This is a genomic window from Vescimonas fastidiosa, assembly GCF_018326305.1.
GTDB classification, from domain to species: domain Bacteria; phylum Bacillota; class Clostridia; order Oscillospirales; family Oscillospiraceae; genus Vescimonas; species Vescimonas fastidiosa.
In genome coordinates this window covers 464205-491030 of the sequence record NZ_AP023415.1, presented here as the reverse complement: position 1 = coordinate 491030, position 26826 = coordinate 464205, and the positions used below count along the sequence as shown (strand labels likewise).

At 57.0% G+C, this 26826-nt stretch carries 27 protein-coding genes and 1 tRNA gene; 12 read left to right on the top strand and 16 right to left on the bottom strand.

Translation table 11 applies throughout. From position 1 onward, the window contains the following. Nucleotides 1–11 precede the first annotated feature (11 nt). A complete protein-coding gene (locus KI236_RS02330) occupies nt 12–1121 on the bottom strand; it encodes a DUF6076 domain-containing protein (protein WP_212818940.1) in 1110 nt (369 codons plus the stop codon). A 147-nt stretch (nt 1122–1268) separates the two neighbouring features. On the opposite strand from KI236_RS02330, the gene KI236_RS02325 reads away from it, so the two are divergent. The 5 genes from KI236_RS02325 (at nt 1269) to KI236_RS02305 (ending at nt 6825) form a co-directional block, all read left to right on the top strand. Next, on the top strand, nt 1269–2324 hold the full coding sequence (locus KI236_RS02325; RefSeq protein ID WP_212818938.1) for an AAA family ATPase: 1056 nt from the start codon (nt 1269–1271) through the stop codon (nt 2322–2324). Between the two features lie 238 nt (nt 2325–2562). Further along, nucleotides 2563–2868, top strand: a complete 306-nt coding sequence (locus KI236_RS02320) for a MobC family plasmid mobilization relaxosome protein (RefSeq protein ID WP_212818936.1) — start codon at nt 2563–2565, stop codon at nt 2866–2868. Nucleotides 2869–2873: 5 nt separating this feature from the next. Then, a complete protein-coding gene (locus tag KI236_RS02315; RefSeq protein WP_212818934.1) occupies nt 2874–4313 on the top strand; it encodes a relaxase/mobilization nuclease domain-containing protein in 1440 nt (479 codons plus the stop codon). Nucleotides 4314–4315: 2 nt separating this feature from the next. After that, nucleotides 4316–5524, top strand: a complete 1209-nt coding sequence (locus KI236_RS02310; protein ID WP_212818932.1) for a tyrosine-type recombinase/integrase — start codon at nt 4316–4318, stop codon at nt 5522–5524. A gap of 128 nt (nt 5525–5652) precedes the next feature. After that, nucleotides 5653–6825, top strand: coding sequence for a tyrosine-type recombinase/integrase (locus KI236_RS02305; protein WP_212818930.1), 1173 nt, complete (start codon nt 5653–5655; stop codon nt 6823–6825). Between the two features lie 146 nt (nt 6826–6971). On the opposite strand, the gene KI236_RS02300 is transcribed toward KI236_RS02305, so the two are convergent. From KI236_RS02300 to ilvD, 3 genes are read right to left on the bottom strand one after another with little or no spacing between them, the layout of a single operon-like run. Continuing rightward, on the bottom strand, nt 6972–7868 hold the full coding sequence (locus KI236_RS02300) for an MBL fold metallo-hydrolase (RefSeq protein WP_212818928.1): 897 nt from the start codon (nt 7866–7868) through the stop codon (nt 6972–6974). 16 nt (nt 7869–7884) lie between these two features. Continuing rightward, a complete protein-coding gene (locus tag KI236_RS02295) occupies nt 7885–9345 on the bottom strand; it encodes an SLC13 family permease (protein WP_212818926.1) in 1461 nt (486 codons plus the stop codon). A 22-nt stretch (nt 9346–9367) separates the two neighbouring features. After that, entirely contained in the window at nt 9368–11026 is a 1659-nt protein-coding gene (gene ilvD, locus KI236_RS02290) for a dihydroxy-acid dehydratase (protein ID WP_212818924.1), read from the bottom strand. A gap of 226 nt (nt 11027–11252) precedes the next feature. On the opposite strand from ilvD, the gene KI236_RS02285 reads away from it, so the two are divergent. Continuing rightward, nucleotides 11253–11930, top strand: coding sequence for a FadR/GntR family transcriptional regulator (locus KI236_RS02285; protein ID WP_212818923.1), 678 nt, complete (start codon nt 11253–11255; stop codon nt 11928–11930). A 176-nt stretch (nt 11931–12106) separates the two neighbouring features. Here KI236_RS02285 and KI236_RS02280 read toward each other — a convergent pair. Continuing rightward, nucleotides 12107–12183: transfer RNA gene (locus KI236_RS02280), tRNA-Arg, on the bottom strand. Between the two features lie 314 nt (nt 12184–12497). On the opposite strand from KI236_RS02280, the gene KI236_RS02275 reads away from it, so the two are divergent. Further along, a complete protein-coding gene (locus KI236_RS02275; RefSeq protein WP_212818921.1) occupies nt 12498–13031 on the top strand; it encodes a methylated-DNA--[protein]-cysteine S-methyltransferase in 534 nt (177 codons plus the stop codon). 146 nt (nt 13032–13177) lie between these two features. Here the strand turns inward: KI236_RS02275 and KI236_RS02270 are convergent, their stop codons facing one another. The 8 genes from KI236_RS02270 to KI236_RS02235 form a co-directional block, all read right to left on the bottom strand. Beyond that, nucleotides 13178–14119 carry an ABC transporter permease gene (locus tag KI236_RS02270; RefSeq protein ID WP_212818919.1) on the bottom strand — a complete coding sequence of 314 codons (942 nt, stop codon included), beginning with the start codon at nt 14117–14119 and terminating at the stop codon, nt 13178–13180. Next, nucleotides 14119–15279, bottom strand: coding sequence for an ABC transporter permease (locus tag KI236_RS02265; RefSeq protein ID WP_212818917.1), 1161 nt, complete (start codon nt 15277–15279; stop codon nt 14119–14121). Before KI236_RS02265 ends, KI236_RS02270 begins: the two co-directional genes overlap by 1 nt. Then, nucleotides 15276–16790 (bottom strand): ABC transporter ATP-binding protein, encoded by a 1515-nt coding sequence (locus KI236_RS02260; protein WP_212820592.1) that lies wholly within the window; start codon nt 16788–16790, stop codon nt 15276–15278. The genes KI236_RS02265 and KI236_RS02260 overlap by 4 nt, the downstream gene beginning before the upstream one ends. Before the next feature lie 366 nt (nt 16791–17156). Further along, entirely contained in the window at nt 17157–18389 is a 1233-nt protein-coding gene (locus tag KI236_RS02255; RefSeq protein ID WP_212818916.1) for a BMP family lipoprotein, read from the bottom strand. A 190-nt stretch (nt 18390–18579) separates the two neighbouring features. Further along, on the bottom strand, nt 18580–19296 hold the full coding sequence (gene deoD, locus KI236_RS02250) for a purine-nucleoside phosphorylase (RefSeq protein ID WP_212818914.1): 717 nt from the start codon (nt 19294–19296) through the stop codon (nt 18580–18582). 15 nt (nt 19297–19311) lie between these two features. Next, nucleotides 19312–19974 carry a deoxyribose-phosphate aldolase gene (gene deoC / locus KI236_RS02245; RefSeq protein WP_212818913.1) on the bottom strand — a complete coding sequence of 221 codons (663 nt, stop codon included), beginning with the start codon at nt 19972–19974 and terminating at the stop codon, nt 19312–19314. 385 nt (nt 19975–20359) lie between these two features. Next, nucleotides 20360–20551, bottom strand: a complete 192-nt coding sequence (locus KI236_RS02240) for a DUF951 domain-containing protein (RefSeq protein WP_212818911.1) — start codon at nt 20549–20551, stop codon at nt 20360–20362. 1 nt (nt 20552) lies between these two features. Beyond that, on the bottom strand, nt 20553–21824 hold the full coding sequence (locus KI236_RS02235; protein WP_212818910.1) for a replication-associated recombination protein A: 1272 nt from the start codon (nt 21822–21824) through the stop codon (nt 20553–20555). 103 nt (nt 21825–21927) lie between these two features. Here KI236_RS02235 and nth point away from each other — a divergent pair, with 103 nt between their 5' ends. The 5 genes from nth to KI236_RS02210 all read left to right on the top strand — a co-directional run bounded on the left by nth (nt 21928) and on the right by KI236_RS02210 (nt 24283). Then, nucleotides 21928–22566, top strand: coding sequence for an endonuclease III (nth, locus tag KI236_RS02230; protein WP_212818908.1), 639 nt, complete (start codon nt 21928–21930; stop codon nt 22564–22566). A gap of 95 nt (nt 22567–22661) precedes the next feature. Next, nucleotides 22662–23240 (top strand): cytidylate kinase-like family protein, encoded by a 579-nt coding sequence (locus KI236_RS02225; protein ID WP_212818907.1) that lies wholly within the window; start codon nt 22662–22664, stop codon nt 23238–23240. 66 nt (nt 23241–23306) lie between these two features. Continuing rightward, the gene (locus KI236_RS02220; protein ID WP_212818905.1) at nt 23307–23558 is read left to right on the top strand and encodes a hypothetical protein; all 252 of its coding nucleotides are present in this window, start codon (nt 23307–23309) and stop codon (nt 23556–23558) included. A 14-nt stretch (nt 23559–23572) separates the two neighbouring features. Beyond that, nucleotides 23573–23968 (top strand): hypothetical protein, encoded by a 396-nt coding sequence (locus KI236_RS02215; RefSeq protein ID WP_212818903.1) that lies wholly within the window; start codon nt 23573–23575, stop codon nt 23966–23968. A gap of 3 nt (nt 23969–23971) precedes the next feature. After that, a complete protein-coding gene (locus KI236_RS02210; protein WP_212818902.1) occupies nt 23972–24283 on the top strand; it encodes a hypothetical protein in 312 nt (103 codons plus the stop codon). 65 nt (nt 24284–24348) lie between these two features. On the opposite strand, the gene KI236_RS02205 is transcribed toward KI236_RS02210, so the two are convergent. From KI236_RS02205 to rpmE, 3 genes are all read right to left on the bottom strand, one after another. Continuing rightward, nucleotides 24349–25488, bottom strand: coding sequence for an aminotransferase class V-fold PLP-dependent enzyme (locus KI236_RS02205; RefSeq protein ID WP_212818900.1), 1140 nt, complete (start codon nt 25486–25488; stop codon nt 24349–24351). A 112-nt stretch (nt 25489–25600) separates the two neighbouring features. Further along, nucleotides 25601–26371 carry an RNA polymerase sporulation sigma factor SigG gene (gene sigG, locus KI236_RS02200; RefSeq protein ID WP_212818898.1) on the bottom strand — a complete coding sequence of 257 codons (771 nt, stop codon included), beginning with the start codon at nt 26369–26371 and terminating at the stop codon, nt 25601–25603. 145 nt (nt 26372–26516) lie between these two features. Beyond that, nucleotides 26517–26720 carry a 50S ribosomal protein L31 gene (gene rpmE, locus KI236_RS02195; RefSeq protein ID WP_021859148.1) on the bottom strand — a complete coding sequence of 68 codons (204 nt, stop codon included), beginning with the start codon at nt 26718–26720 and terminating at the stop codon, nt 26517–26519. Nucleotides 26721–26826 lie beyond the last annotated feature (106 nt).

The following is a 26826-nucleotide window of genomic DNA, read 5'->3' as shown; positions in this document are numbered from 1 at the left end:
CGCCCCCTTCCTCATTTCAGCCGATTCTCTGCCTCCGCGTAAATGTGTTCCAATTCCATGTCCCGCGCGTATCCGTCAGCGGCATAGTCGTTGTCCATCAGTGCCTTGTCCCGGTAGCTCCCCGCCAGATACAGTGCCTCCCGCCGCAGGTCATCGGAGATCTTCCCTCTCTGGTGATGCTTGCGGATGGTGTCGGTGCGGGTGGTGAACAGGCGGTAGGCCGGGTGCTGCTTGTTCTGCTCCTTCTGGTGCATCATCGCGCCGTACTGCCGGCAGGTATAGCGATTGTCCTGCGGTGCGACGCCATCGCAGTACTTTGGAATATGACCGTTGGTGGTCAGAAAGTATCTTCCGCAGCCTTGGCACTGGCTGGGCGCGTGGCCGTGGTGCAATCCGTTCATCAGGTCATAGGTGTAGAAATCGGTCAGGCGTGGAAAAATCACCCGTTCTACAAACACCATTTCTTTTTCGTTTTTAGGACTGCGGGCAAACACATAGGTGGAGGACAGCTCCGGATAAACCGTGAATGGCTCCATATCCAAGCTCTGTAAACTTCGCATCTCATCCCAAAACTGCTCACTGTTGAAGCAGTCATGCGCGGCCACGGCGAAATGTGTTTCGTTCCGTTTTTTCAGACGGCGCAGATAATCCAGCTCAAAGAACCGCCCCGCTGCATAGAAGTGGTACATGGCGATCGGGATGCGTATGATCCCAATGCAGAATCTCAGGAACTCTGTCTGGAACTCCGAATCGGGCGTCCGTATTTGGGGGAGTGCGCTCTCATCAAACAGGATATTGATCCGGCGCATTTCCTTCTCATAGTCATTATAGCAAAAGGGCGGATACTTCCAAAGAAGCTCAGTCAGGTACAATATCCGTTCCCGCAGCTGCGGGAATACCGCCGCGGCTTCCTCATCGCTGCCCTGTACCACCACCGGGAACAGGAAGGTTGGTGCGCCGCCGGCCTGTATCAGCTCCGGCAGTTTTTCTTCGGAAATGTTCAAAACGGACGCAGCCATAAATCCCGCCGGGAACTCCTTCTCCTGATAAAAGATCTTGTCATTCCAGACATCCATTGTGAACTGCGTGAAATCGTTGTTCTGCTGTATTCCCAGCGGCATAGCATTGCCCCCCTGTCCCATATCCGTTTTGCAACTGTCCCGCGTTATTCTCATTCTATCAAAAAATACAGAATAATCAAGTGAAAGGGTTAGAGCCTCGACTGCAGCGAGGTCTCTGCCCTTATCTTTTTATCCGGAGGTTTTTTTATGTCACAAATCAAACGACTGCAAACCATTGACGCGGACACGCTGCAAAGCACCGCTTACGAACCGGTCTCCTTCGTGGTCGACGATCTGCTTCCGCAAGGACTGCACCTGCTGGCAGGCGCGCCGAAGATCGGCAAATCGTGGCTGGCGCTGTGGCTGTGTCTCTGCGCCGCGCAGGGCAAGCCGCTCTGGACGTTCGCCACGCGCCCATGCGAAGTGCTGTACCTCTGTCTGGAGGACAGCTTTCAGCGTATCCAGAGCCGCCTCTTCGATCTCACGGAGGACGCTCCGCCCACGCTGCACTTCGCCGTCATGTCCCAGCGGCTCCACAACGGGCTGGTGGAACAGATCGAGCAATTTTTGAAGGAGCATCCGAAGACCAGGCTCATCGTCATCGACACGCTCCAGCGCATCCGCACCGCGGGCAATGACGCAAACCCGTATGCCAGCGACTACCGGGACATCGGCGTTCTGAAAGCGCTGGCGGACAAGCACCGCATCGCCATCCTGCTGGTGCATCATCTGCGGAAGATGAATGACGATGATCCCATGAACATGATCTCCGGCACCACCGGACTCAGCGGTGCCACCGACAGCAACTTCGTCCTCCGCAAGAGCAAGCGCAGAGAGAACACCGCCACGCTCTACTGCACCGGGCGGGACATCCCCTACCGGGAACTGGCACTGGAGTTCGATGGCGAGGATCATGTCTGGAAACTGCTGTCAGATAACTGTGAACAGGCGGAGCAACCCAACGAGCGGATTCTTTTTCTTCTCTCTGAATTGCTGTGCCAGCAGCCGGAGATCAGCGCCCCTGCCAAGACGCTGTTGGAAAAGATCGACCCTGCCGGTACGGAGGGACTGACCCCCAACAGCTTCTCCCACCGAATCCGTAAAAGCGTTGACGCTCTAAGGAGAAACGGCATTACGGTGTCCTTCCGCAAGAGCAACGGCGACCGTCTGATCTGCCTGAAAAGGGTCGATGGTGTCGATGATCCCGCTACCGGAAACATCGTCACCATCGACCCTGATAACCCGCCGTGTTTCGGCGTGTGAGCCGCTGTGTGCGCGGTTAGGGGATGGGGTGGCGTGTGTACCCGCTGAGAGCTGTTTACCGCACACGGCGCGGGACGCAAGAATCGTCGCCCACTCAGGTGGCGGCGACGGCCAGCATCGCATTTGTCTGGTCTGCGGCGAAGCCGCTGCCCTGCCAAACACTCAGGGCGGGCAAAGCCCTGCACCCAAATTCCGGGCAGAAGCCCGGACCCACTTTTAGCTACGATTGGAGAAAAACATGAAAAAAGATATCAAATTCAGCACGCGCATGGCGTCCGCTGACCGTGAGAAGATCAGGGCGTTGGCGGCGAAAGCTCACATGTCCATGAGCGATTATGTCACCGCCTGCTGTCTCGGCAAGCGGATCATCGTCATCGATGAGCAGAAGGAACTGCTCCGCCAGCTCAAGGGCATCGGCAGCAACATCAACCGCCTCACCGTCCTCGCCAACATGGGCAAGGTGCAGGTCATCGGTCTGGAAAAAACTGCCGGTGAGTTGTCCGAGGTCAGCGCCGCGCTGCGGTCAGTCATGGAAGGGCGGTGAGCCGTATGGCCATCGTACATTTCGTGAACTACAAGCGGGGCACACAGTCCCGCGCCGCCATGCGCGGCGTGATGCTCTACGTCATGCAGGAGATGAAAACCACATGGGAGGGCGCGCCGCTCGTCAGCGGCATCAACTGCCAAGCGCAAAGCGTCTACGACGATTTCCTGAACACGAAACTGCTCTACCACAAGGACGGCGGCGTGATGTTCTATCACATGGTGCAGAGCTTCCCAAAAGGCGCGGCTGTCGATCCACAGCAGGCCCACGAAGCCGCGCGGCGGATGGCGGAATACTTCGACGGCTGCGAGGTGCTGGTCTGCACCCATGTAGACCGGGAGCACATCCACTCCCACTGCATCATCAACTCCGTTAACTTCGAGACCGGCAAGAAGCTGCACATGGCGAAGGAACAACTGCAAGAGTTGATGCGGCGTAATGATGCGATCTGCCAGGAGATGGGTCTGCCGGTCTTTGACGCACCAACGCAGCAGGCCCGCGGCATGGGCGGCGCGGAATATCACACGGCGCTGAAAGGCCAAAGCTGGAAACTGCGGCTCATGAACACCATTGATGAGTGCATGAAATACGCCGCCGACAAGGATACCTTCGTTTCCCTGATGGCGTCCGAGGGCTACGCGGTGCGCTGGGAGGACACCCGCAAGTACATCACCTACACCACGCCGGACGGCATGAGGTGCCGCGACGGCAAACTACACGAGGAAAAGTATTGCAAGGAGGCCATGGAGCATGAATTCAGAATACGCGCAGAACTCATCAAGAGAGAATTACGAGCAGAGGAAACCGATGGAGGAATTGAAACGGATGAATCAGCCGAACAGCGCATCGACAAATACACCGCCGCAGACGATCCAACCTATTGTGATCCAGTGCAATCTGCCGCAGACGATAAACAAGCTGGCAAAGCAGGCGGACGGAATAAACTGGGAGCTGGAGGAAATTCGGAATATCCTGCCGGAGCTGAAAACGCGCATCGACCTGACGCCGGTGCAGAAGTCTCTGGCAGAGATGCAGAGATCGCTGACGGAGATGAGCAAGCTGCTGGAACGGGTTGGGAACCTGAGCGAGAAGTATTCCTGCAAATGGATTCGGTGGCTGCCGGACTTCAGCCTGCTGGTGGCTCTCAAGTGGATCATGCTGGTGCTGATCCTCGGTACGGCGGCACTGGCGGGCTGGTATGGCGCGGCGGCGATCCGCGGCCTGTTCCTCTGATCCCTGCCGTGGCCGGACTGGCTGCCGTGGGGACATTGATGGACGAGGATGAGGACGCCGAGGAAAAACTGCGGCGCATGGAGGCGAAGATCGCCGCCGAGAACTTCGGCGCTGTGGTCGGCTTCGCCGCAGGCGCGGCTCTGGCGGTAAAAGAAAAATTGGATGAGCAGGCTGTGCAAGAAAAACAGCAGCAAACCATGGGAGGGTTCTAAAAATGGCAAGCATCAAAAAATTGGACGAGCGACGGTATAAGATCACCGTCAGCAACGGCTACCGGCCTGACGGCAAAAAAATCAGCAAGGCGAAGACCATCCAAGTCCCGCCCAGCGTTCCCAAGCGCGGCATCGGGCAGTATGTCGCCCACGCCGCCGAGGAACTGGAGCGCAGCTTCAAGACCGGCTACGCCGAGGATGGCGAGATGACCTTTGAGGAATTCGCCTCCCGCTGGCTGAAGCGGCAGACGAAATATGCCCCCAGCACCATCGCTACATACCGGCAGATGCTGGAGGTGGTGTATCCCATGATCGGCGGCATCCGCCTCAATAAGCTCCGACCGATGGCACTGGAAAATATGCTCTCCGAGCTGCGCAAGCGCAAGCACCACGGAAAGCGCATCAACGAATCCACCGCGCAGCGATACCTCTCTGTGGTCTCCGCCGTACTCAGCGACGCCAAGCGCAATGAGATTATCGAAAAGAATCCCGCGCGGATGTTAGACCTGCCCACACCGCAGCGCACGGTGCAGCGCATTCCCACGCGAGGCGAGGTGGAAAAGCTGCTGGACGCGCTGGCAAAGGAGCCGCGACACTACCGTCTGTTTTATCTGCTCTCCATGTACACCGGCTGCCGCCGGGGCGAGCTGAGCGCTCTGCAATGGTCGGACTTCACCGGCACGCAAAATGGTCTGCTGCTCACCGTCAGCCGCTCCCGCAGCAGCGTTCCCGGCAAGGGCATCGTGGAGGGCAGCACCAAAAACGGCAAGAGCCGCGAAGTCTACCTCTCCTCTGACCTGCGGGGCATCCTCCTCGCCTACAAGCGCCGCAAGCAGATGGAGGCGGACAAGCAGCGCCGCAGGCTCAGTCCCTACCTCTTCACCGACGAGCAGGGGCAGCTCATCCACCCGGACACCTTCACCAAGCGGCTGCGGAAGATCTATGCCGCCATCGGCTTTCCGCGGGAGTACCACCTCCACACCCTACGGCACTATTTCGTGACCTCGCTTCTGCACTGCGGCGTGGACAAGCAGACGGTGGCAGACCTCGTAGGTCATGCGGACACCGGCTTTCTGGAGCGTACCTACTGCCACCCCCAGCAGGCGCAGAAGGAGCAGGCGGCTGACTCCATGCGCACCATGCTCCGTCCGGACGGCGAGCAGATCTTCAATCTCGCCGCCGCCTGTTCTCCGAAGCAGCACAGCGCATGATTGTTGCTTTCGTAGAAATACATTTTTCCAAGAAAATTGTGATAGCTTTACCGCCGCGCTTGCGGTATGTTGTGCTTGCAAAATAAGCCTCAACTGTACTGAGGATAAATGAAAGAGAGGTCATTTTTATGGCAAGCATACGCAAGCGCGGCAGCAGCTATCTCATCGTGGTCTCCATGGGCTATGACTACAACGGCAAGCGCATCAACCCCCGGCAGAAAACCGTCCACCCGCCGGAGGAACTGACACCCAGGCAGGTAGAAAAGTGGCTCAACGAGCAGGCAGTCCTCTTTGAGCGGGAATGCCGCCACACGCCGCAGCCCGTCCAGCAGCTCACGCTGGCAAAATACATCGACCTGTGGCTGACAGACATCGCGCCCGGCAAGCTGGCGAAGTCCACCATCCGCCGCGACCGGCAGGACATCGAGCGTATCCTCCCGGCGCTGGGTCACTACAAGCTCACCGAGCTACGGCCGGAGCACTTCCGGAATTTCTACGCCGAACTGCGAAAAGTCATCCGTCCCGACACAAAAAAGCCACTCTCCGAGTACACCATTGAGGGCGTGCACGCAACGCTGTGCAGCATCCTCTCTGATGCCGTGGAGGGTGGCTTTCTTTCGCATAATCCGGCTTGGCGCACCTACCGCTACGCTGGGCGAAAGTGCGAAAAGAAGATTGCGGACGAGGAAACGGCGCAGAAGATCATTGCCGCGCTGGAGGGCGAGAGCATCAAGTACGAAACCTACTTCAAGCTCATCATCGCCACGGGTATGCGGCGGGGCGAGTGCTGCGGATTGAAGTGGTGCGACATTGATTGGGAGCAGCGTTCCATCCACATCTGCCGCAACGCGGTCAAGGTGACGGACGAAGAAATCTTTGTCAAAGAACCCAAGACCCGCGCAGGCAACCGCTATGTGTACTTCTCCGCCGAGATGGAAAGTCTCCTGCGGGAGTACCGGCAGGAATGTGCATACGTCACCGAAACCTATGACCAGCGGGAGCTGACCGCCGATGACTTCCTGTTTCGGCGGCAGGGATCGCAGCTGCCCATGACGCCCACCACCTTCACCTACCGCTTCAAGCTGATCCTCAAGAAGAACGGCCTGCCGCAGGAGCTGAACGTCCATTCCCTCCGGCACACCGCCGCCAGTCTGATGATCGCGGGCGGCACGGATGTGGCCACGGTGGCAGGCATCCTCGGCCACAGCCAGCCCTCCACCACGCTGGACATCTACACCCACGCCTTCGACAAGAACAAAAAGGCCGCCAGCGCGGGCTTGCAGGGGATGCTGGAGATATGAATATAATCAGCATCGAAATAATAACAGCAGCTTTGTGCGCCGAGTTGTAGCATGTGTGTTGGCTGCCAAAGGTGGAAAGAAAGCCGGACTGGCTGTCCGGCTTTTCTGTCCAAATTTATTGCAATAGGAGGAGACGCCATGTACGGCTATAGCATTGCTTCAGCGCAAATACTGGTCTGCACTTTATACCACTTCAGGCGCTGGGGATTGAACATGGCCATGGGAACGCCATCCTGCCGCAAGAGACCGTTCACATCCAGCGCATAGGCGTTCATATCCGCGTTCCAGTCGAAGGCCGCGTCATGGTGCATGGGTACGATCAACTGACCGCCCAGCAGTTTACAGTCCTCGGCGTACTCCTCCGGTTTGGCGTACACCAGGCGCTGGCGCAGCAGCAGGTCGATTCCGATGCCTTTCCAAGCCTCCGCCATACCCTTTACATCCACACCGGCGGCAAAGCCGATACGGTAGTGGTTGGTCAGGGTGAACAGGAAGCTGGTGTTGAACAGACATCCGTAGCTGTTGAGTGGGCCCACCATGGCATTTTCCGGATCAATGAACCGTGCGCCCTCCAGATCACAGGGGCCGCCGATATCGTTGTGCTTTCCGGCCACGGTGTCCAGGCGGAAGCTGTCGAACTGGTAGGTCATTCCCGGTACGATGGGCCAGATGTTATACTCCGGCACTTGATAAGCGGCAGACAGCTCGCGGGCAAAAATACGGTCGCAGATCACGATAGGACTGTTCTCTTTGAACACCGCGGGCAAGTCAGAGGTGTGGTCAAAGTGGGAATGGTTGATGGTCACATAGTCTACCGGCCCCAGTTCGTTCAAATCCAGTACCGGCGTATCCTCCCGCCGCCACGCTTTCGGGTTCTGGGGCAGAAACGGATCCGTCATCAGGACCTTTCCGTCAGGCAGACGGAACTGGAAGCACTGTCCGTGGATCCAGCGGAACTCCAACACATTTTGAGACGCAGCCTTCTCATAGGGCGTCTCGGGAAAGTCGTTCAGCGCTTTGATGGCGCGAATATCAGTAGCCATACCATACCTCCGTTACTCAAAAGATATATCCCAGCACCATGGTGGTCACGAATGTACAGGCCACCAGCATCAGCAGCATAATAGATCCTTTCTTCAGCGCCCACGCGGCGCCGTCACCCTTAAAGGAGGGCTGCGCCAACATCATAGCAGCAAAGCCGGAACCGCCGGCGGTGGCAATCGCGCTCATACCGCCCTGTAGGATGAAAGCCGGGATCACGGACACATTGAAGCCCTTGGCTGCGAAGATGGTCATCATAGGTGCGATGATGGAGCTGACGATAATAATGGTTGCCATATTGGAAAAGACCTGTGTCAGGAATGTGGAGACCAGTGCGAAGAACAGAATCACCAGCGCCAAGGGCATGCTGGATACTGCGTCCGTCAGGATCAACAGCAGCCAGTCCTTGATACCTGCTGCGTCGGAGGCCACCGCACCAGCGGCCACCGTCACCAGCGCATAGGCGGCGATAGCACCCCACATAACGTCGCTGCCGATGTTTTTCTCCAGATCGTAGTAAGGCTCACCCTTTTCGCCGATCAGCGCCAGAGCTGCCACCGCCAGACCCATGAACATGGTCTGGCCAATGCGGTCATTCAGCAGCGTATAGGCGGCGGAAGCCTTATCCAGCGGCATCAGGAACACAGGGTACAGATAGGATACCAGCATAATCACAGTGATGATCACCTGCTTGCGGCTGAGCTTGACCGTATGGCCCTCCACAATATCAGCTACATTCAGCCGCTTCAACGGTGTTACATCCAACCGCAGAACCTTCCGGGCCAGGAAAGTAAAGCACAGGATCAACAGTACACTGCTCATGACAACGGCTGTTACATAGGCACCGCGATCCACCAGCAGCCCCGTCTGCTCGGCATACTTATCAAAAACAGTAAGGGACATGGTAGGCACACCCTGAAACGGGATCAGCACACCGGCCGTTCCGCCTACCAGCACCGTACCCGCGATCATGAAGCGGCACCAGCTGTCCTTGATATCATAGCCCACTACCTTGGCGATGCTGGCGATCAGGGAGAAGCCCAGCATCATGCAGGCCACCACATTGGTGGTCAGCGCACCCAGAATGGTCATGGCCGTCCACCATACCAGCATGAACAGCATCGGCCTTCCGTTCAAAGCCTTGCGGGACAGCGCCCACCTCACAATGACCTCGCCTGCGCCGCTGCGGGTAAAAGCGCCCGTCAGCAGGAAGGCATAGAGGAACTGCAGAAGACCTGTGCTGCCAAAGCCTGCCGCCAGCAGCTCCGCCGGAGTCTGATACCCGCTGAGCGCGAATGCAAAAAACGCCAGGCAGGACGCGATGACCATACCCTTTCCGGCTATGACCAGGATCAGCCAGCCAATAAACGCACCCAGCACCTTCAGGCCGACCGGCGTCACCGTGGACCATGTAGGGCAAACGTAACCAAATACGAACATCATCAGCAGAGCTGCTATGGTAGGGATATGTTTTTTCATACGTATCGCCTCTCTCTTTTCCTTATTTTAACACAGCGCCTTCGTCGGCGGAAGATACCATTCTCTGATAACGGGCCAGCCAGCCATTTTTTACCCAGCTCTCGTGGGGCTTCTGCTCCGCTCTGCGGCAGGCGAACTCCTCATCGGTGACGCGGGCGTTGATGGTGTACTTGTCCATGTCGATGTCGATAATGTCGCCGTCCCGCAGCAATCCGATCTCGCCACCGGCTGCCGCTTCGGGGGACACATGGCCGATAGACGCGCCCCGGGACGCACCGGAAAATCGGCCATCCGTGATAAGCGCCACGTCCTTGTCCAGTCCCATACCGGCCAAAGCCGAGGTGGGCACCAGCATCTCACGCATGCCCGGACCGCCCTTGGGACCCTCGTACAGGATGACCACAATGTCGCCCTTCCGGATCTCGCCGCCGAAGATGGCCTTCACCGCTGCTTCCTCGCCCTCGAACACACGGGCGGTGCAGCTATGTACCCGCATCTCCGGCGCCACGGCACTGCGCTTTACAACACAGCCATTGCGGGCGATATTACCAAACAGGAACGCCAGGCCGCCGGTGGCGGAATAGGGCTTGTCCAGCGGGCGGATGACCTCGGGATCGCGGTTGTCCGCGTGGGCGATATTTTCCCCCACGGTATAGCCGGTGACGGTAGGCAGCTCCGTGTGCAACAGCCCCGCGTCCGCCAGCTCCTTCATGACGGCGGACACGCCGCCGGCCTCGTCCAGTTCCTCCATGAAGTGTTCGCCCGCCGGTGCCAAATGGCACAGGTTGGGAGTTTTCTCGCTGATTTCATTGAACTGCTTCAGATCGATAGTCAGCCCCGCCTCGTGGGCGATGGCAGGGATATGCAGGGATGTGTTGGTGGAACAGCCCAGCGCCATATCTACGGTGATGGCATTATGAAACGCTTCTGCCGTTACGATGTCCCGGGGACGGATGTTTTTCTCCACCAGCTCCATGACCTTCATGCCGGAGTGCTTGGCGAACTGGATGCGGGCGGAGACGGGAGCGGGGATACTGCCGTTGCCCGGCAGCGCCATGCCCAGCGCTTCGCACAGACAGTTCATGGAGTTGGCCGTGAACATGCCGGAACAGGAACCGCAGGAGGGGCAGGAGGACTGCTCACACTTCCGAAGGCCCGCATCGTCCAGCTTGCCCGCCTGATAGGCGCCCACTGCCTCGAACATCTGGGACAAGCTGGTCTTCTTTCCGCCGACATGACCCGCCAGCATGGGGCCTCCGGAGCATACCAGCGCAGGGATGTTCACGCGGATGGCTCCCATCAGCATACCGGGCACGATCTTGTCGCAGTTGGGGATCAGCACCGCGCCGTCGAAGCAATGGGCGGTCAGCAGTGTCTCCACTGAATCTGCGATAAGTTCACGGGAGGCCAAGGAGTAGTGCATGCCCTTGTGGCCCATGACGATACCGTCGCACACGCCGATAGCGGGCACCACCACCGGCGTACCGCCAGCCGCGTAGACACCGGCCTTCACCGCCTCTGCGATCTTGTCCAAATGAACATGTCCCGGGATGATGTCGCTCTGGGCGGACACCACCGCAATCAGTGGGCGGGATAGCTCCTCCTCCGTCAGCCCCAGCGCGTACAGCAGCGACCGATGGGGCGCGCGGTCAACGCCCGTCTTGATTTGATCACTTATCATTGTGGTTTTCACCTCTCGATGTATATTTATTTGTTTGCTTGTTGGACAAGTAAACTATAATAACTTCTGCACCATTTGTCAACGGTGATCTGCCCCCTTTCCAGAAGTTTGTCGCATCCGCTGAAATATTAGCCGCAAACTTGTATACTATTCACACAAGTTTGACTTGCTTTTTGCAGTGAAAATCCGTATACTGGAGCATGAGAAACTATAGGAGGATCGCACTATGATGAGAAAAGACCTGCCCCATCAAGTGGCGGACAGCTTATATAAGATGATCGCGGACACACAGGAGTTCCGCCCCGGTGACAAGCTGCCAGGAGAAAACACCCTCTCGGATAGGCTGGGTATCAGCCGTTCCACCCTGCGGGAGGCTATCAAGGTGCTTTGCTCGCAGGGCGTGTTGGAGGTCTATCGTGGCAAGGGCACCTTCGTATCCGAAAGCATGGAGAGCTTTATCAGCTTCGGCTTGGACGAATTGGATCTGAACCGCAGCCGTGTGAAGGATCTATTCGAGGCCCGTCTCCTGTTTGAGCCACAGTTGGCAGCTATGGCCTGCCAGCGCGCCACGGACGAGGAACTGGGCGCCATCATGGAAGCAGGAAAGCTGGTAGAGGAGCAAATACGGCTCCACGCCGACCGCACTTCTGCCGACCAAGAATTCCATCAGCGCATTGCTGTGGCCTCCCACAACCGCTTTATGCTTCAACTTTTGCCCATCATCCACAGCGCTGTGTCTGAGACCATCATGCTCAATGAGCACCAGGAGTTGCTGTCGGACATCACCCTGCGGGACCACGCGCTGCTGATGGATTTTCTCGGCAAGAGAGATGCTTTCGGCGCGGAAGCTGCCATGCGCATCCACCTGCGCAGCGCCATGAATGCGCTGGCCTTGGCAAAATGACGAACGAAAACCGTATTCAAATAGCGCCCTTGCGTAAACATAATCATTCCGCATTTTAAGGATTTTTGCTGTGCATGCCTCCAATCATCAAAAAAAGCCCTGATAGATCAAGGCTTTGCGGATAAGAAGAACTCCGTTTTTCGAAAAAAATGTTCGAAAAACGGAGTTAATTCATTTGGTATGCCCGACTGGATTCGAACCAGCGGCCTTTGGAGTCGGAGTCCAACGCTCTATCCAACTGAGCTACGGGCACATATTTGATTGTACTCTACGGGAATAGTAGTCAAATAGTAGTCAACGACTACACTTTCTTTCTCTGCGCTTCCCACAAACGCAGTCGCCGCAAGGGTTTGCACCACATCTCAAGAGGACACGCCTTACATGTCGGAGTCTAACGCTCTATCCAACTGAGCTACGGGCGCATATACATCTTGTCAACAAATGAATTATACCAATTCAAACGCCGTTTGTAAAGTCCTAATTTCAAATATTCCATAAACAATTTGGATTGTTTTTCCGCAGCCCTCATGTTAAAATACATCATATAATCACAAGGGGGATATTTTTATGGTCTATACCGTGGAATATGCTTCTCCGCTGGGGGGCATCATCCTGGCCTGCGATGACAATGCCATCATCGGTCTGTGGTTTAGCGGTCAAAAGTATTTCGGCAGCACCCTCCCGATGCACACAGAGGCGAAGTCGCATCCTCTGCTGCAGGATGCACGGCGCTGGCTGGATATTTATTTTTCCGGTAAAGGCCCCGGCTTTCTCCCGCCCCTGCGCTATGATTCCACACCCTTTCGCAAGGCTGTGTGCGACATCATGCTTACCATTCCCTACGGCCGGACCATGACCTACGGGCAGATTGCCCGGGAGCTGGCCCGGCAGCAAGGTCGGGAAAAGGTATCCGCCCAAGCCGTGGGCGGCGCGGTGGGGCACAACCCCATTTCCCTGCTCATTCCCTGCCATCGAGTGGTGGGCACCGGCGGCAGCCTCACCGGGTATGCCGGCGGCATAGACCGCAAGATGCAGCTTCTCCGTCTGGAGGGCGCAGATATGAGCCGTTTTTTCGTGCCCCAAAAAGGAACCGCACTCTGATAGAGCGTCCCGCTTCCCATTTGCGCCGAAGCTATGGGGCTCCCGGCCCATAATAAACGCTTTATTCCATAAATTCCATAAATAATCCAAGGCTGACGGGTCAATAACCTGCCAGCCTTGGATTTTATGCGAGAATGGGCTTAGACTTACCGCTGACCCTTGTCGTAAGGAATACCCTCTGCCTTCGGTGCCCGGGACTTCTTGGATGTGAAGGCCAGCACCACCAGGGAGATGATGTAGGGCATCATGTTGTACACCTGGCTGGGGATGTTCAGCACTCTGAGGAAGTCAAAGCCCGTGTACACATTGGACAGTGCCCGGAACATGCCGAACAGCAGCGCTGCTAGGGCAATGCGTGTAGGCTTCCACTGGCCGAAGATCATAACGGCCAAAGACAGGAACCCGAAGCCTGCCACGCCGTACTCAAACCGCCACTCGGACACGCCCGCGGTGATAAACACGATACCGCCCAGACCGCCCAGCACGCCCGAAATGAGCACACCGGCCCAGCGCATCTTGTACACGCTAATGCCCACGGAGTTAGCCGCCTGAGGGTGCTCGCCGCAAGCCATGAGCCGCAGACCAAACCGGGTCTTATACAGCAGGACATAGGACACAATCAGCAGAATCAGCGTCACCAGCATAAACCAGCTAAATTCGAACGAGCCGATGTTCACCAAAAACGATCTCTTAGCACCGGCGAACTGGATGGTAGAGGACACATCATCAGGATTGGCCGCCGTATTGATGGCCTTCACGATGACGGTAGCCCCAGCAAGGCCCAGCATATTCAACGCCGTACCCACAATGGTTTGGTCTGCCTTAAAGTTGATGCAGGCCACGGCCAGCAGGCTAGAGTAAATCAAGCCCACTAGGGCCGCCGCCAGCAGCACCACCAGCAGCATTGCAATGGGCGTGGAGTTTGTGGGCATATAGCGCATAGCCAGTGCGCCGCCCAGGGCACCCATAATCATCACGCCCTCCAGGCCCAGGTTGATAACGCCCGAATGTTCCGAGAAGCAGCCGCCCAGTGCCACCAGGATCAGCACGGAAGCGAAAGTCAGTGTATATTGCAGCAGCAGCACCATTACTGATCGCCTCCTTTCCCGGTGTTTGCATCAGCAGGCGGCGTTTCGCTCTGCTCCTTTTCCTTCAGCGTAGCCTTTTCCTCCCGCTTGCGGATGCCCACATTCATGGCGTACTTAATAAACAGCACAAAGCCGCACAGATAAATGATCAGCGAGGAGATCAGGTCGGAAATCTGTACACAGTACATACTCTTGTCCACATACGCGCCGCCGGCGGTGATATGCTGGATGAAGAAGGAGGCCAAAATGGTCCCGAAGGGATTCAGTCCGCCCAGGAAAGCCGCCGCGATACCGTTAAATCCCATGCCAGGCACGGAGGAGGTAGAACACTGCCACTGTTCGTAACCGGTGAGGTACAGCATAGCCGCACCCAGACCGGCCAGTGCGCCGGAGATGACCAGGGTGAGGATGATGTTTCTCTTCTCGGCCATACCGCAGTATTTGGCGGCGTTCTTGTTGTTGCCGGTGGCCCGCAGCTCGTAGCCAAAGCGGGTCTTTTCCAGCACGACCCACACCGCCACCGCCGCCAGCACGGACAGTGGCAGGGCCAAACCCACATAGCCATTATTGTTAAACAGGCTGCCTATGCCCAGAGAAGGCAGGATGGCCGAGGGGTTCTTGTGCGCCAGCACAAAGGTATACGGGCTGGTGGCCTCCTTCACATTGGTCAGCAGCATGTTTGTCAGATACAAAACGATCCAGTTGAGCATGATGCCTGATATGACCTCGTTCACATTGCAGTAGGACTTCAGCAAACCGGAGATGGCGCCCAGCACCATGCCGCCCAGCATCGCCAGCAGCATACACGGCAGCCAGCCCCACCCCCAGGCCAGGGCGGCGTACAGGCTCAGCGCCACGCCCGCGCAGTACTGGCCCGCCGCGCCGATGTTGAACAGGCCCACCTTGTAGGCAAACAGGATGGACAGTGCGCACATCAGCAACGGTGCGGTCTTCACCAGGGTGTTGCCCAGGTACTTGGCTTGAGTCGCGGCCTTGCTGTAGTTGAGGAAGTTTTTGATAACGGCCGTGATCGCCTCACCCGCGCCGCTGGGATTGATGAACAGCAGCACGATAAAGCCGATAAGCAGGCCCAAGAGTATGCAGATCAGCGACGCCAGCAGAGACTGTACGCCGTCGTTTTTCAGAATGTTCTTTTTCATTCCTTCACCTCGTCTCTCTTGGCGCCGGCCATGTACAGGCCCAACTCCTCCTGGGTGGTAGCCTTAGGATCCAGCTCGCCCACAATCTCGCCCTCGTACATCACCAGGATACGGTCAGGCACATCCATCACCTCGTCCAGCTCCAGAGACACCAGCAGCACGGCCTTTCCGGCGTCGCGCTGGGCCACCAGCTCCTTGTGAACATTTTCGATAGCGCCCACATCCAGGCCGCGGGTGGGCTGCACAGCTACCAGCAGCTCGGGATCCTTGTCAATCTCCCGGGCCACGATGGCCTTCTGCTGGTTGCCGCCGGACATACTCCGGGCCATGGTAATGGGCCCCTGGCCGCTGCGGATATCGTATTCGTCAATGAGGTTCTCTGCGTATTTACGGATGTTATCCCGCCGCAGGAAGCCCGCCCTGCTGGTGAATTCCGGCTCAAAGTACCGCTCCAGCACCAGGTTGTCCTCCAGGGAATAATCCAGCACCAGGCCATGCTTGTGACGATCCTCGGGAATGTGGGACATACCCAGGATATTCCGCTTGCGAATAGGCATTTTCGTGATGTCGGTGCCACACATGGTCACCTTGCCACCTGCCACAGGCTCCAGACCCGTGAGACCGTACACCAACTCCGTCTGGCCATTACCGTCTATACCGGCAATGCACACGATCTCGCCCTTGCGCACCTTGAAGCTCACATCGCGCACGGCGTTTTTCTTGTGCATCTTGCTGGCCACAGTCATGTGCTCCACATTCAGCACCACTTCGCCGGGCTGGGCAGGCTTTTTCTGCACATGGAAATTCACATCGTGGCCCACCATCATGGCACTGAGCTGCTCCACGCTGGTGTCCTTGGTCTCCACGGTGCCGATATACTTACCCTTGCGCAGCACGGTACAACGGTCAGACACAGCCATAATCTCGTTGAGCTTGTGGGAAATGAAGAGGATGGACTTACCCTCTGCCGCCAGATTCCGCATAATCTCCATAAGCTCATCAATCTCCTGGGGCGTCAGCACGGCGGTAGGCTCATCGAAAATAAGGATCTCGTTATCCCGGTATAGCATTTTCAGGATCTCGGTGCGCTGCTGCATACCCACAGTGATGTCCTCGATCAGCGCATCGGGGTCGATTTTCAGGCCATAGCGCTCGCTGAGCTCCATGACCCTTGCCCGAGCCTCTTTCTTCTGCAAAAAGCCCATTTTCGTGGGCTCCACGCCCATAATGATGTTGTCCAGCACCGTGAAACACTCCACTAGCTTAAAGTGCTGGTGTACCATGCCAATGCCCAGGGCGTTGGCGTCGTTGGGATCCTTGATGGATACCTCCACGCCGTCTTTTTTGATGATACCCTCCTCCGCCTGATACAGGCCGAAAAGCACACTCATTAGCGTAGATTTACCTGCGCCGTTCTCGCCCAGCAGGGCGTGGATCTCACCCTTCTTTAATTGAAGCGTGATATCGTCGTTAGCGATGATACCAGGAAACCGCTTTGTGATGTGCACCATCTCGATTGCATACGGTCTGTCCAAGTTTTCGCCCTCCCTTCCGTTTTTATGGCCCGCCGTTTTTTCATAGTACGGGGACGGAAACCACAATAGATATTATTAGTATACTATACTTTTCTTCATAAAGCAAAGACTATTTATTGAAATTTGCAGTCTTTCTATGAATTATATTCTTTTCCACTGAAGCCACCCAAGAGAGCCACCTCGCATGATAGATCCCCATCTCTCAAGTATCTTCGATTCACTCCGTAAGGTGTCCTTGCATTTACCCCGCGCACGACCTCCCTATACTATTTGCTCTGCGTACAAAAAGAAAGACCGCTTCGGCGGCCTTTCTTTTAAGTATCTTGTATTGAAAGCAATCCCTTACTTGATTTGACCCTGGTCGTCCACAGTAATAACGGTAGCAAAGTCTTTGGCAGCCTTGCTGGTGTCATTACTGACCTTCACAGTTCCGTCGAACATAGCCTTCACCATGGTCTTGTAATCGTCCTTCGTGAAAGCACCGTCTTTCCACTGGGTGCTCTCCATGGGGATCTGGACATAGTTCAGAGTGGGATCGTCCGCGGACACCAGGCCCAGAGTCACGATCTTGCCCTTGTAGTTATCCCACTTGCCGTTCACGATGACATCAGTCAGGGTGTCGAAGGTAGCGGGATACAGACCCTTCATAGCGGAGGTAACAGTCAGAGCCTTATAACCATCGATGGTAGCCTGATCAGCGCCCTCACCGGCAGCATAGCTGGCAATGACCCCAGCCTGGTCCACATCGACGCCAATGACCTTAGCGCCGTTGACCTTCTTGGCAGCATCAACAGCGGAAGTGAAGATACCGCCGCCGCAGGCAAATACGACCTCAGTGCCATTATTATACCAAGTGTCCATCACAGCGGTGATGTCGGCATCACCGGAGAACTTACCACCATAGACATAGTTGACCTTGACATCGGTCAGGCTCATGTCAGCAGCAGCAGCATTCACACCCTGTACGAAGCCATAGCCATAACGAACCACCGCAGGAACAGCCATACCGCCCAGGAAGCCCAGGTTCTTGTAGCCCAGCTTCACAGCAGCGTAACCGGCCATGTAACCGCACAGCTCCTCAGAGTAGATGGCGCAGTAAACATTGCTCATGTCCACATACTTACTCAGATCCCAGTTGTCGGGGGTGTAGTCATACTTCTCACCCTTGGCAGCCACACCGGCCTCCAGCAGGTCGCCCTTAGCCACATCCAGCGCGATGAACTTTACATCGGGGAATTGAGGAGCCGCCTCAACAATGGCGCCGCCGAAGGCATAGCCGGGCATCACGATAACATTGTAGCCCTTTTCGATAGCATTCTCAATCATAGCCACACGGTCAGCGGTGTTGTCGCCGTTGGGCTTGAAGTACTCAAAGGGAACTTTGTTCTTCTCAGCGAAAGCCTTGCAGGCCTCATAGGTGGTCTGGTTGAAGGACTGGTCCGTGATATCACCGTAGTCAGTAATCATGGCGACTTTGTAGTCACCGGTTTTGCCGCCATTGTCGTCCTTGTTGCCGCAGGCAACCAGAGACAGGGTCATGACAAGAGCAAGAAGCAGAGCAAGAAACTTTTTCATGTCAAATCTACCTTTCTTCATTTTTTCCGCCTGTGAGAGCGGATAGATTTGCATGGTATTTCTACCATGCTTGTGCCTATTCTATCAGTTAATCCCCTGAAATGCAAGACCCAATTTACAATTTCGGCGCAAAAAAGCAACCCTTTCTGTGTGCAGACTGCACAAAGGGCTGCTTTTTTCGCTTTTTGGGTTATTTATTTTCCATCTTGACCGCAACCTCAAGAGCAATTTTCATCATATTGGTGAAATTGGTCTGACGCTCGTCGGCGGAGAGCTCGGTGCCGTTGACCAGGTTGTCGGAAATGGAGCAGATCGCCAGAGCGCGCTTGCCGGTGTAGGCGGCGGTGCAGTACAGGGCGGCGGCCTCCATCTCCACGGCCATAACGCCCATCTTGCTAAAGCGCATATTGCGCCCGGCGGCGTCGTAGAAGGTGTCGGAGGAGTAGAGATTGCCCACGGGCATCTTCACGCCCAGCTCCTTAGCCGACTCCACGGCAGCCGTCAGCAGGCCAAAGTCGCAGATGGGGGCGTAGGTGCCGCCCAGCTCATATTGGTCGGCAAAATTGGAATTGGTGCAGGCGCCCTGACCGGCCACCACGCTGCCCAGCTCCAGGTCCGCGCGCATGGCCCCGGCGGAGCCCACACGAATGATGTTCTCCACATCGTACTGGGTATACAGCTCATAGGCATAAATACCGATGGACGGCATACCCATGCCGCTGGCCATCACGGACACAGGCACGCCCTTGTAGGTGCCGGTGTAGCCCTGCACGCCGCGAACATTGTTCACCAGCTTCGGCTCCGTCAGAAAGGTCTCGGCAATAAACTTCGCCCGCAGGGGATCACCGGGCATGAGAACGGTTTTTGCGAAATCGCCCTTGTTGGCATTATTGTGGGGGGTAGACATAGTAATATCCTCCTGTTATTTTTCCATAGCCTTCACGGCCTTCACGATGCGGCTGGTGCCCAGGCGGTCGGCGCCCAGGGCCACGAAGTCCTCGGCGTCCTGCAGATTGGCAATGCCGCCGGCGGCCTTGATTTTCACATGGGGTGCCACATTGGCCTTAAACAGCGCCACATCCTCCCGGGTAGCACCACCCCCGCCGAAGCCGGTGGAGGTCTTGATATACTCCGCTCCAGAGTCGGAAACCACCCGGCACATTTCTTTCTTTTCCTCATCCGTAAGCAGACAGGTCTCAATGATGACCTTCAGCAGCTTTCCGCCGCAGGCCGCCTTCACCGCCTTGATTTCCTCCAGGACCTTGTCATACAGCCTGTCCTTCACCCAGCCGATGTTGATGACCATGTCAATTTCCGAGGCGCCGTTTTTCACCGCGTCCTCCGTCTCAAAGCACTTGGTAGCGGTAGTACTGTACCCATTGGGGAAGCCGATAACGGTGCAAATGGCGATCTTTCCGTCCACATACTCCGCCGCCCTGCGCACATAGCTGGCCGGGATGCACACGCTGGCGCAGCCGTACTTCATGCCATCGTCGCAGATGGCGCGGATCTCCTCCCAGGTAGCCCCCTGGCTCAAAAGGGTGTGGTCCACCCGCCGGAGAATGTCCTTAACCGTGTCGTTCATATGCAAATAGCTCTCCTTTCGGTCCATATTCGCTGAATATATTTGTCAGTATACCACAATTTCGTTGCCTCCGCAACTAAACTTATACAGCGTGTCAAAAAAGCCTCGCAGAGTTTGCCGCCCGCAGGCGGCAAAGAATTCAAATCATTTTCTCTCGCGACATGTGCGTGAGAGAAAATACTCCTCAGGCTGCAAGTGTGGAATTTGTGCGCCTACGGCGCACAAATTATGCGCGCAGCAGACTGCGAGCCTTTTGTCGGAAAAACCCAAAGGGTTTTTCGACAGTCTCTTTATAGCCCGATATACGGAACCACCAGTGCCAGCAGCATCACCACCGCCAGCAGCAGGGCAATGCCCATGGCCACATATCTCGTCCACTTGGGTCTCATGCGTTTTCCTCCTCCGTAATAATTTTGCGAATACTCTTCTCCACCTTCCGCCGGGGAGCCATGATCTCATGGCCGCAGCCCAGGCAGCGGAGCTTGATGTCCATGCCGATGCGCAGCACCAGCCACTCCTTGCTGCCGCAGGGGTGGGTCTTTTTCAGCTCCACCTTATCGTTTATCTTCAGATCCATCTCATTCTCCCCCGCCCTTTATAAGATCCCAGTAGTGCTTAGCCGCCTGCTCGGTCTTGTTGTCGGCGTATTCATAATAGGTGGTGTCCCCCAGGCTCTCCGGCAAGTATCTTTGCTTTACATAGTGCTTGGGATATACATGCGGGTACTTGTACGCCTGGGGCCTCTCGCTGCCGGCGCTGTCGGCATGAACATTTTTCAGGTGCCGAGGGATATCCCCCACCCTCCCCTTTTCAATGTCCTGCATGGCGGCAATGATGGCGTTGTGGGACGAATTGGATTTGGGCGCCGTGGCCAGCAGCACCGCCGCCTCTGCTAGAGGAAGCCGCGCCTCAGGCAGTCCCAGCTGCACCGCAGCGTCCACGCAGGCCTTGGTAATGGCCATAGCCTGGGGATAGGCCAGGCCGATGTCCTCGGAGGCGATGACCAGCAGCCGCCTGCACGGGGATAAAAGGTCTCCCGCCACCAGCAGCCGCCCCAGATAATACACCGCCGCATCCGGGTCAGAGCCGCGGATGGACTTTTGCAGGGCCGAGAGCAGATCATAGTGGTCGTCCCCCGCCCGGTCGTAGCGCATAGCGCTGTGCTGCGCAACCTGTAAAGCATCTTCCCTTGTCAGTAGAAGCTTTCCATCCACGGGCTTTGCCGCCCGGCTCAGCAGCTCCACGGCGTTCACGGCCTTGCGCACATCTCCGCCGCAGCCGGTGGCGATGGTCAGAGGCACCTCCTCCTCCCAGGAAAGGGGCAGCGCGCTCTGCTGCTGCACAATGCCCAGGGCCCGCACCACCGCAGGCACGGCCTCCTCCGCCGTCAAGGGTTTAAACTCAAATACCGTGCTCCGGGAGAGCAGGGCATTGTACACATAAAAATACGGGTTTTCCGTGGTGGAGGCCACCAGGGTGATCTTGCCGTTTTCCATATACTCCAGCAGGCTCTGCTGCTGCTTTTTGTTAAAATACTGTATCTCGTCCAGGTACAGCAGAGCCCCGTTGGGCGCCACCATGGTCCCCACATCCGCCATGATATTTTTCACATCCTGCAGGGAGGCGGTGGTGGCGTTGAGATGGTAGAGGGTCTTGTTGGTCCGCTTTGCGATGATACCCGCCACCGTGGTCTTGCCCGTGCCGGAGGGTCCGTAAAAGATGAGGTTCGTAGCGGTGCCGCTTTCAATAATTCGGCGAAGCATAGCGCCTTGCCCCAAAAGATGCTTCTGTCCCGCCACCTCGTCCAGCGTCTGGGGCCGAATGGCGTCGGCCAAAGGCTGCATCTGCATACGATCCCCCCTTTTCATAGGATTTTATCATTATAACACAGTGATCCCGGAATTGCAATTTTCTTTCGCAGCGTTTATAATACCTCTTAAGAGGTGATGTTTTTTGAAGAATCCTGCCGAAGTAAACGCCATTATTCAGGAGCTGGAGCGGCTGTACCCGGACGCCCTTTGCTCCCTGCAATATAAAAAGGACTACGAGCTGCTCTTTGCCGTGCGCCTGTCCGCCCAGTGTACCGATGCCCGGGTGAATCAGGTCACCCCCGCCCTTTTTGCCCGGTTTCCCACTCTGGAGTCCTTTGCCCGGGCCAGCGAGGAGGAGGTGGGCGAATATGTCCACTCCTGCGGCTTTTGGCGCGCCAAGGCCCACGACCTGGTGGCCTCCGCGCAGATGCTTCTGCGCGACTTTGGCGGCAAGGTTCCGGATACTATGGAAGATCTTCTGCGCCTGCCCGGTGTAGGCCGTAAGACCGCTAACCTGATTTTAGGTGACATCTACGGCCGGGAGGGCTATGTCTGCGATACCCACTGCATCCGCATCACCGGCCGCTTGGGCCTCACCGACGGCAGTAAGGACCCCCTCCGGGTGGAAAAGCAGCTCCGTGCCTGCCTCCCTCCGGAAAAGTCCAGTGACTTCTGCCACCGTATGGTCCTCCATGGCCGGGCCGTTTGCACCGCTCGCAGCCCCCACTGCGCCGAATGCACCCTCCGGCCCCTGTGTGACACGGGACGCTCCGAGCCGTAAATCCCGACCCTCTTCGATGTCTTGACTTTTGCCGCCCCAGCGTATATTATTGTAAAAACATATCGCGAACTAAGCGTGGAAGGAGTGCATGAAATATGAAAAACAGAGTCATCACCATCAGCCGCGAGTTTGGCAGCGGCGGCCGTACCATCGGCCGTAAGGTAGCCGAAAGGCTGGGTATCCCCTGCTATGATTCCGAGCTGATTCAGGAGATGGAGAAGCAGACCGGCTTTGCCGCGGACTATGTGAAGGAGGCCGGCGAGTATGCCCCCGGCGGCTTCTTCTCCTCTGCCCTCTCCACCCGGATGTTCGGCCCCACCAACGAGGATATTCTCTGGTCCCATCAGTATAAGGTCATCACTGCCCTGGCCGAGAAGGGCCCCTGTGTCATCGTGGGCCGCTGCGCCGACTATATTTTGCAGGACAAGGCCGACTGTCTGAAGGTTTTCATCCATGCGGATATGAAGTTCCGGGCCGAGCGCATCGTGAAGGAGTACGGTGAGCGTGACCAGTCCCCGGAGGAGCGCCTGAAGGACAAGGATAAGCGCCGGGCCGCCTACCACCGCTTCTACACCGACATGAAGTGGGGCCACGCCCAGAACTACCACATCACGCTCGACAGCGGTGCCCTGGGCATCGACAAGTGCGTAGATATTTTGGTCCCGCTGTTCTGAGTGCCGGTACTATTTCCCGTTTTGCATCATATACTGCCTTGAAAAGAGCGGAAAGGATGATGCGAATTGGATATGCAGCAGCTCATGCAGCAGGTGAAAAACGATCCCCAAATAGTGCAGCGCGTCATGCAGTCCCCGGACGGGCAGAAGCTGATGCAGCTGCTCACCTCCTCCGATAACGGCGCAGGCCTCGGCCATGCCGCCGCCAGTGCCGGCAGCGGCAACACCGCCCAAATGGTCTCCATGCTGAAAAAAGTCATGCAGACCCCCGAGGGAGCCGCACTTTTGGACCGCCTGAGCAGTCAGCTGCAGCGGTAAGGGGAGGGATCGTCATGTCGGAGCTGCAAGACAAGCTCAATTCCCTCCTGTCCGACCCTGCCGGGATGGCCCAGGTGGTGCAGCTTGCCCAGCAGCTCTCCTCCACCATGGAGCCGTCTGCCGCACCCACGCCGCAGGGCGGCGTGCCCCATCCGGGCCCGTCCTCTCCCCCGCCGAGTCCCAATCCCCCGCCCTCCACTGCGCTGCCGGGCGGCATCGACCTGGGCACCGTCTCCCGGTTTTTACCCGTGCTCCAGGCCCTTTCATCGGATCAAAGTCATTCCATGCAGCTGCTCAATGCCCTGCGCCCTTATTTGAAGGAGGAGAAGCAGGGCAAGGTTGAGCGCGCCGCCCGTCTGGCCAGGCTCATCACCGTAGGTAAGCGATTTTTGACGGAATGGGAGGGGTGAGGGATGTATAACCGTTACACGCGTAACGACACCGGCGTCTACACCCGCATCTCCCAAAATGATACCCCTCCGCCCGGCGGAGGCCCCAAGCCCGGTGGTCCGCCGCCGGGACCTCAGCCACCCCCTGAGCCAAAGCCACCCTCCGGGCCGCCCCATCGCCCTGAGCGAGATATTCTGAATCGGCTCCTGGAAAAGCTCCACTTAGGGGACCTGGACTCCGGCGACCTGCTGGTGCTATTGCTGCTGTTCCTGCTCTTCCGGGAAAAAGCCGATGAAGAGCTCCTTATAGCCCTGGGCCTGCTGCTGATATTGTAAAAATGACAACCCCAAAAAGATGAGGACTGCCCCCGCAGTCCTCATCTTTTCAATCTTCATCTCTTTTATTCCGCGGCGATCTCCCGCACCGCCCGGATAGCCTCCTCTACCTCCTGCTCCGTGTTGTAGCAGGAGAAGCTAAAGCGCACCGCCCCTTGCTCGGTGGTGCCCAGTGCCCGGTGCATCCGAGGCGCACAGTGGGCTCCCGGCCGGGTGGCAATGCCGTAGTTCTCCGACAGCGCGTCAGACACAGCGGAGGAATCGTAGTCCCGTATGTTCAGTGTCACGATGGCTCCCCGGACAGGCGCTGCAAAGTCGCCGTATACCGTCACCCCGTCTATGTCCTTCACGCCCTCATAAAATTTCCGCATCAGGCCGTGCTCCATCTGCTGAATGTCCTCCACGCCCCGCTCCAGGATCACATCCAGCGCCGCCGAAAGCCCGGCGATGCCATGGCCGTTCAAGGTCCCGGCCTCCAGGCGGGTGGGATATTCCATAGGCTGGTGGCGGTCATAGGAATGCACCCCGGAGCCGCCCACCTTCCAGGGGGCTATCTCCACCCCGGAGTGAATACACAGCCCCCCGGTGCCCTGAGGCCCCATAAGGCCTTTGTGCCCGGTAAAGCATAGCACATCCACCCCCATTTTCTCCATGTCAATGGGAATCGTCCCCGCCGTCTGGGAGGCGTCCACAATAAGCAGCGCCCCGTGCCGGTGGGCAATCTCTCCGATTCTGGCAATGTCCAGAACATTTCCCGTCAGGTTGGAGCAGTGGGTGCATACGATGGCCTTGGTGTTGCAGCGAATAAGCCGCTCAAAGTCCCCATAATCTATCCGGCCCTGCCGGTCCGCCGCCACAAAATCCAGTCCAACACCCCGCTCCTCCTCCAGCCGATACAGGGGCCGCAGCACGGAGTTATGCTCGCAGTCGGTGGAGATGGCGTGGTCGCCCTCATGAAGTATTCCGTTGATGGCGATGTTCAGCGCTTCCGTGGAATTGGCTGTAAAAACCACATGATCCGCCCGCTGACAAGCAAAAAGCCTTGCCAGCTTTTCCCGGGTGCCATACACCGTCCGGGATGCCTCCAGCGCTCCGCCGTGTGCCCCTCGGGCGGCGTTGCCCATAGTATCCATAGCCTGCACCACCGCCCGGGCCACCTGGGGTGGCTTGTGCAGTGTGGTAGCGGCGTTGTCCAAGTAAATCATCCTTTGTCCCCCCCATCTGCTTGCTTTCAATAAAGTATAGCAAATCCGGCAGGGCAAGTAAAGCCGCTTTTCTCGCTGCCTTCGTAGAATTATTCTTTATTTCTATAATACCTTACAAATTTTTCTTAATTTCCCCAATGGCTCCCTTTTCCAGGCGACTCACCTGTGCCTGGGAAATGCCGATTTCCCGGGAAACCTCCATCTGTGTCTTTCCCTCGCTGTACCGCAAGGTCAGAATATCACGCTGCCGGGGTGTCAGCCGGGCGATAGCGTCCTTCAGGGCCAGCTGCTGCAGCCAGCAGGTGTCGCTGCTGCTGTCATCGCCGATCTGGTCCATAACGCACAGGGCATCGCCCCCGCTGTCATACAGCGGTTCATAGAGGGAAACTGGATCGGCCATAGCGTCCATGGCAAATACCACTTCCTCCCGCGGAATGCCCAGCTGCCCGGCGATCTGCTCCACCGTGGGCTCCCGCTGCTGCTGGGCCAGAAGCTTTTCCCGCGCCTGAAGGACCCGATAGGCCGTGTCCCGAACGCTGCGGCTCACCCGAATGGGGCTGTTATCCCGCAGATACCGCCGAATCTCCCCGATGATCATGGGCAGTGAATAGCTGCTCAGCCGCACATCGTAAGATAGATCAAAGGCGTCGATGGATTTCATCAGCCCGATGCAGCCCACCTGAAACAGGTCATCCGCATTCTCGCACCGCCCGGCAAACCGCTTCACCGCCGCCAGCACCAGCCGCAGATTCCCGCAGATCAGCTCCTGCCGAGCCTGCTGGTCTCCCTGCTTCACCCGGCGCAGCAGGGCCATGTTTTCCTCATGCCTCAAAACCGGCAGCTTCGCCGTATTGATGCCGCATATTTCCACTCGCCCCCGCATAAACACCGCCTCCATCCTTCGATGTAGACAGTATTTCCCGCTTAAAACGCCCCTATTCGCAGCGGCAAAATATGACAAAAAATCCCCCTCCGGCCACAAAAAAAGACCTGCATCCAACAGATACAGGTCTTTCTCATTTGACAGATTACTTGTCCAGGCCGAAGCGCTTGTTGAACTTGGCCACGCGGCCGCCGGTGTCCACCAGCTTCTGCTTACCCGTAAAGAACGGGTGACACTTAGAGCAGACTTCTACGCGAATATCCTTCTTCGTAGAACCTGTCTCAATTACATTACCGCAGGCGCATTTAATAGTAGTCTGCTGATAATTGGGATGGATTCCTTCCTTCATTGCTCTGGTTCACCCCTTTCCGGTACACAAGTCCCTTGAAATCCCAAAGGCAAATCACATAATAGCACACCGCCTTGAAAAATGCAAGCTTTTTTTCACAAAATCC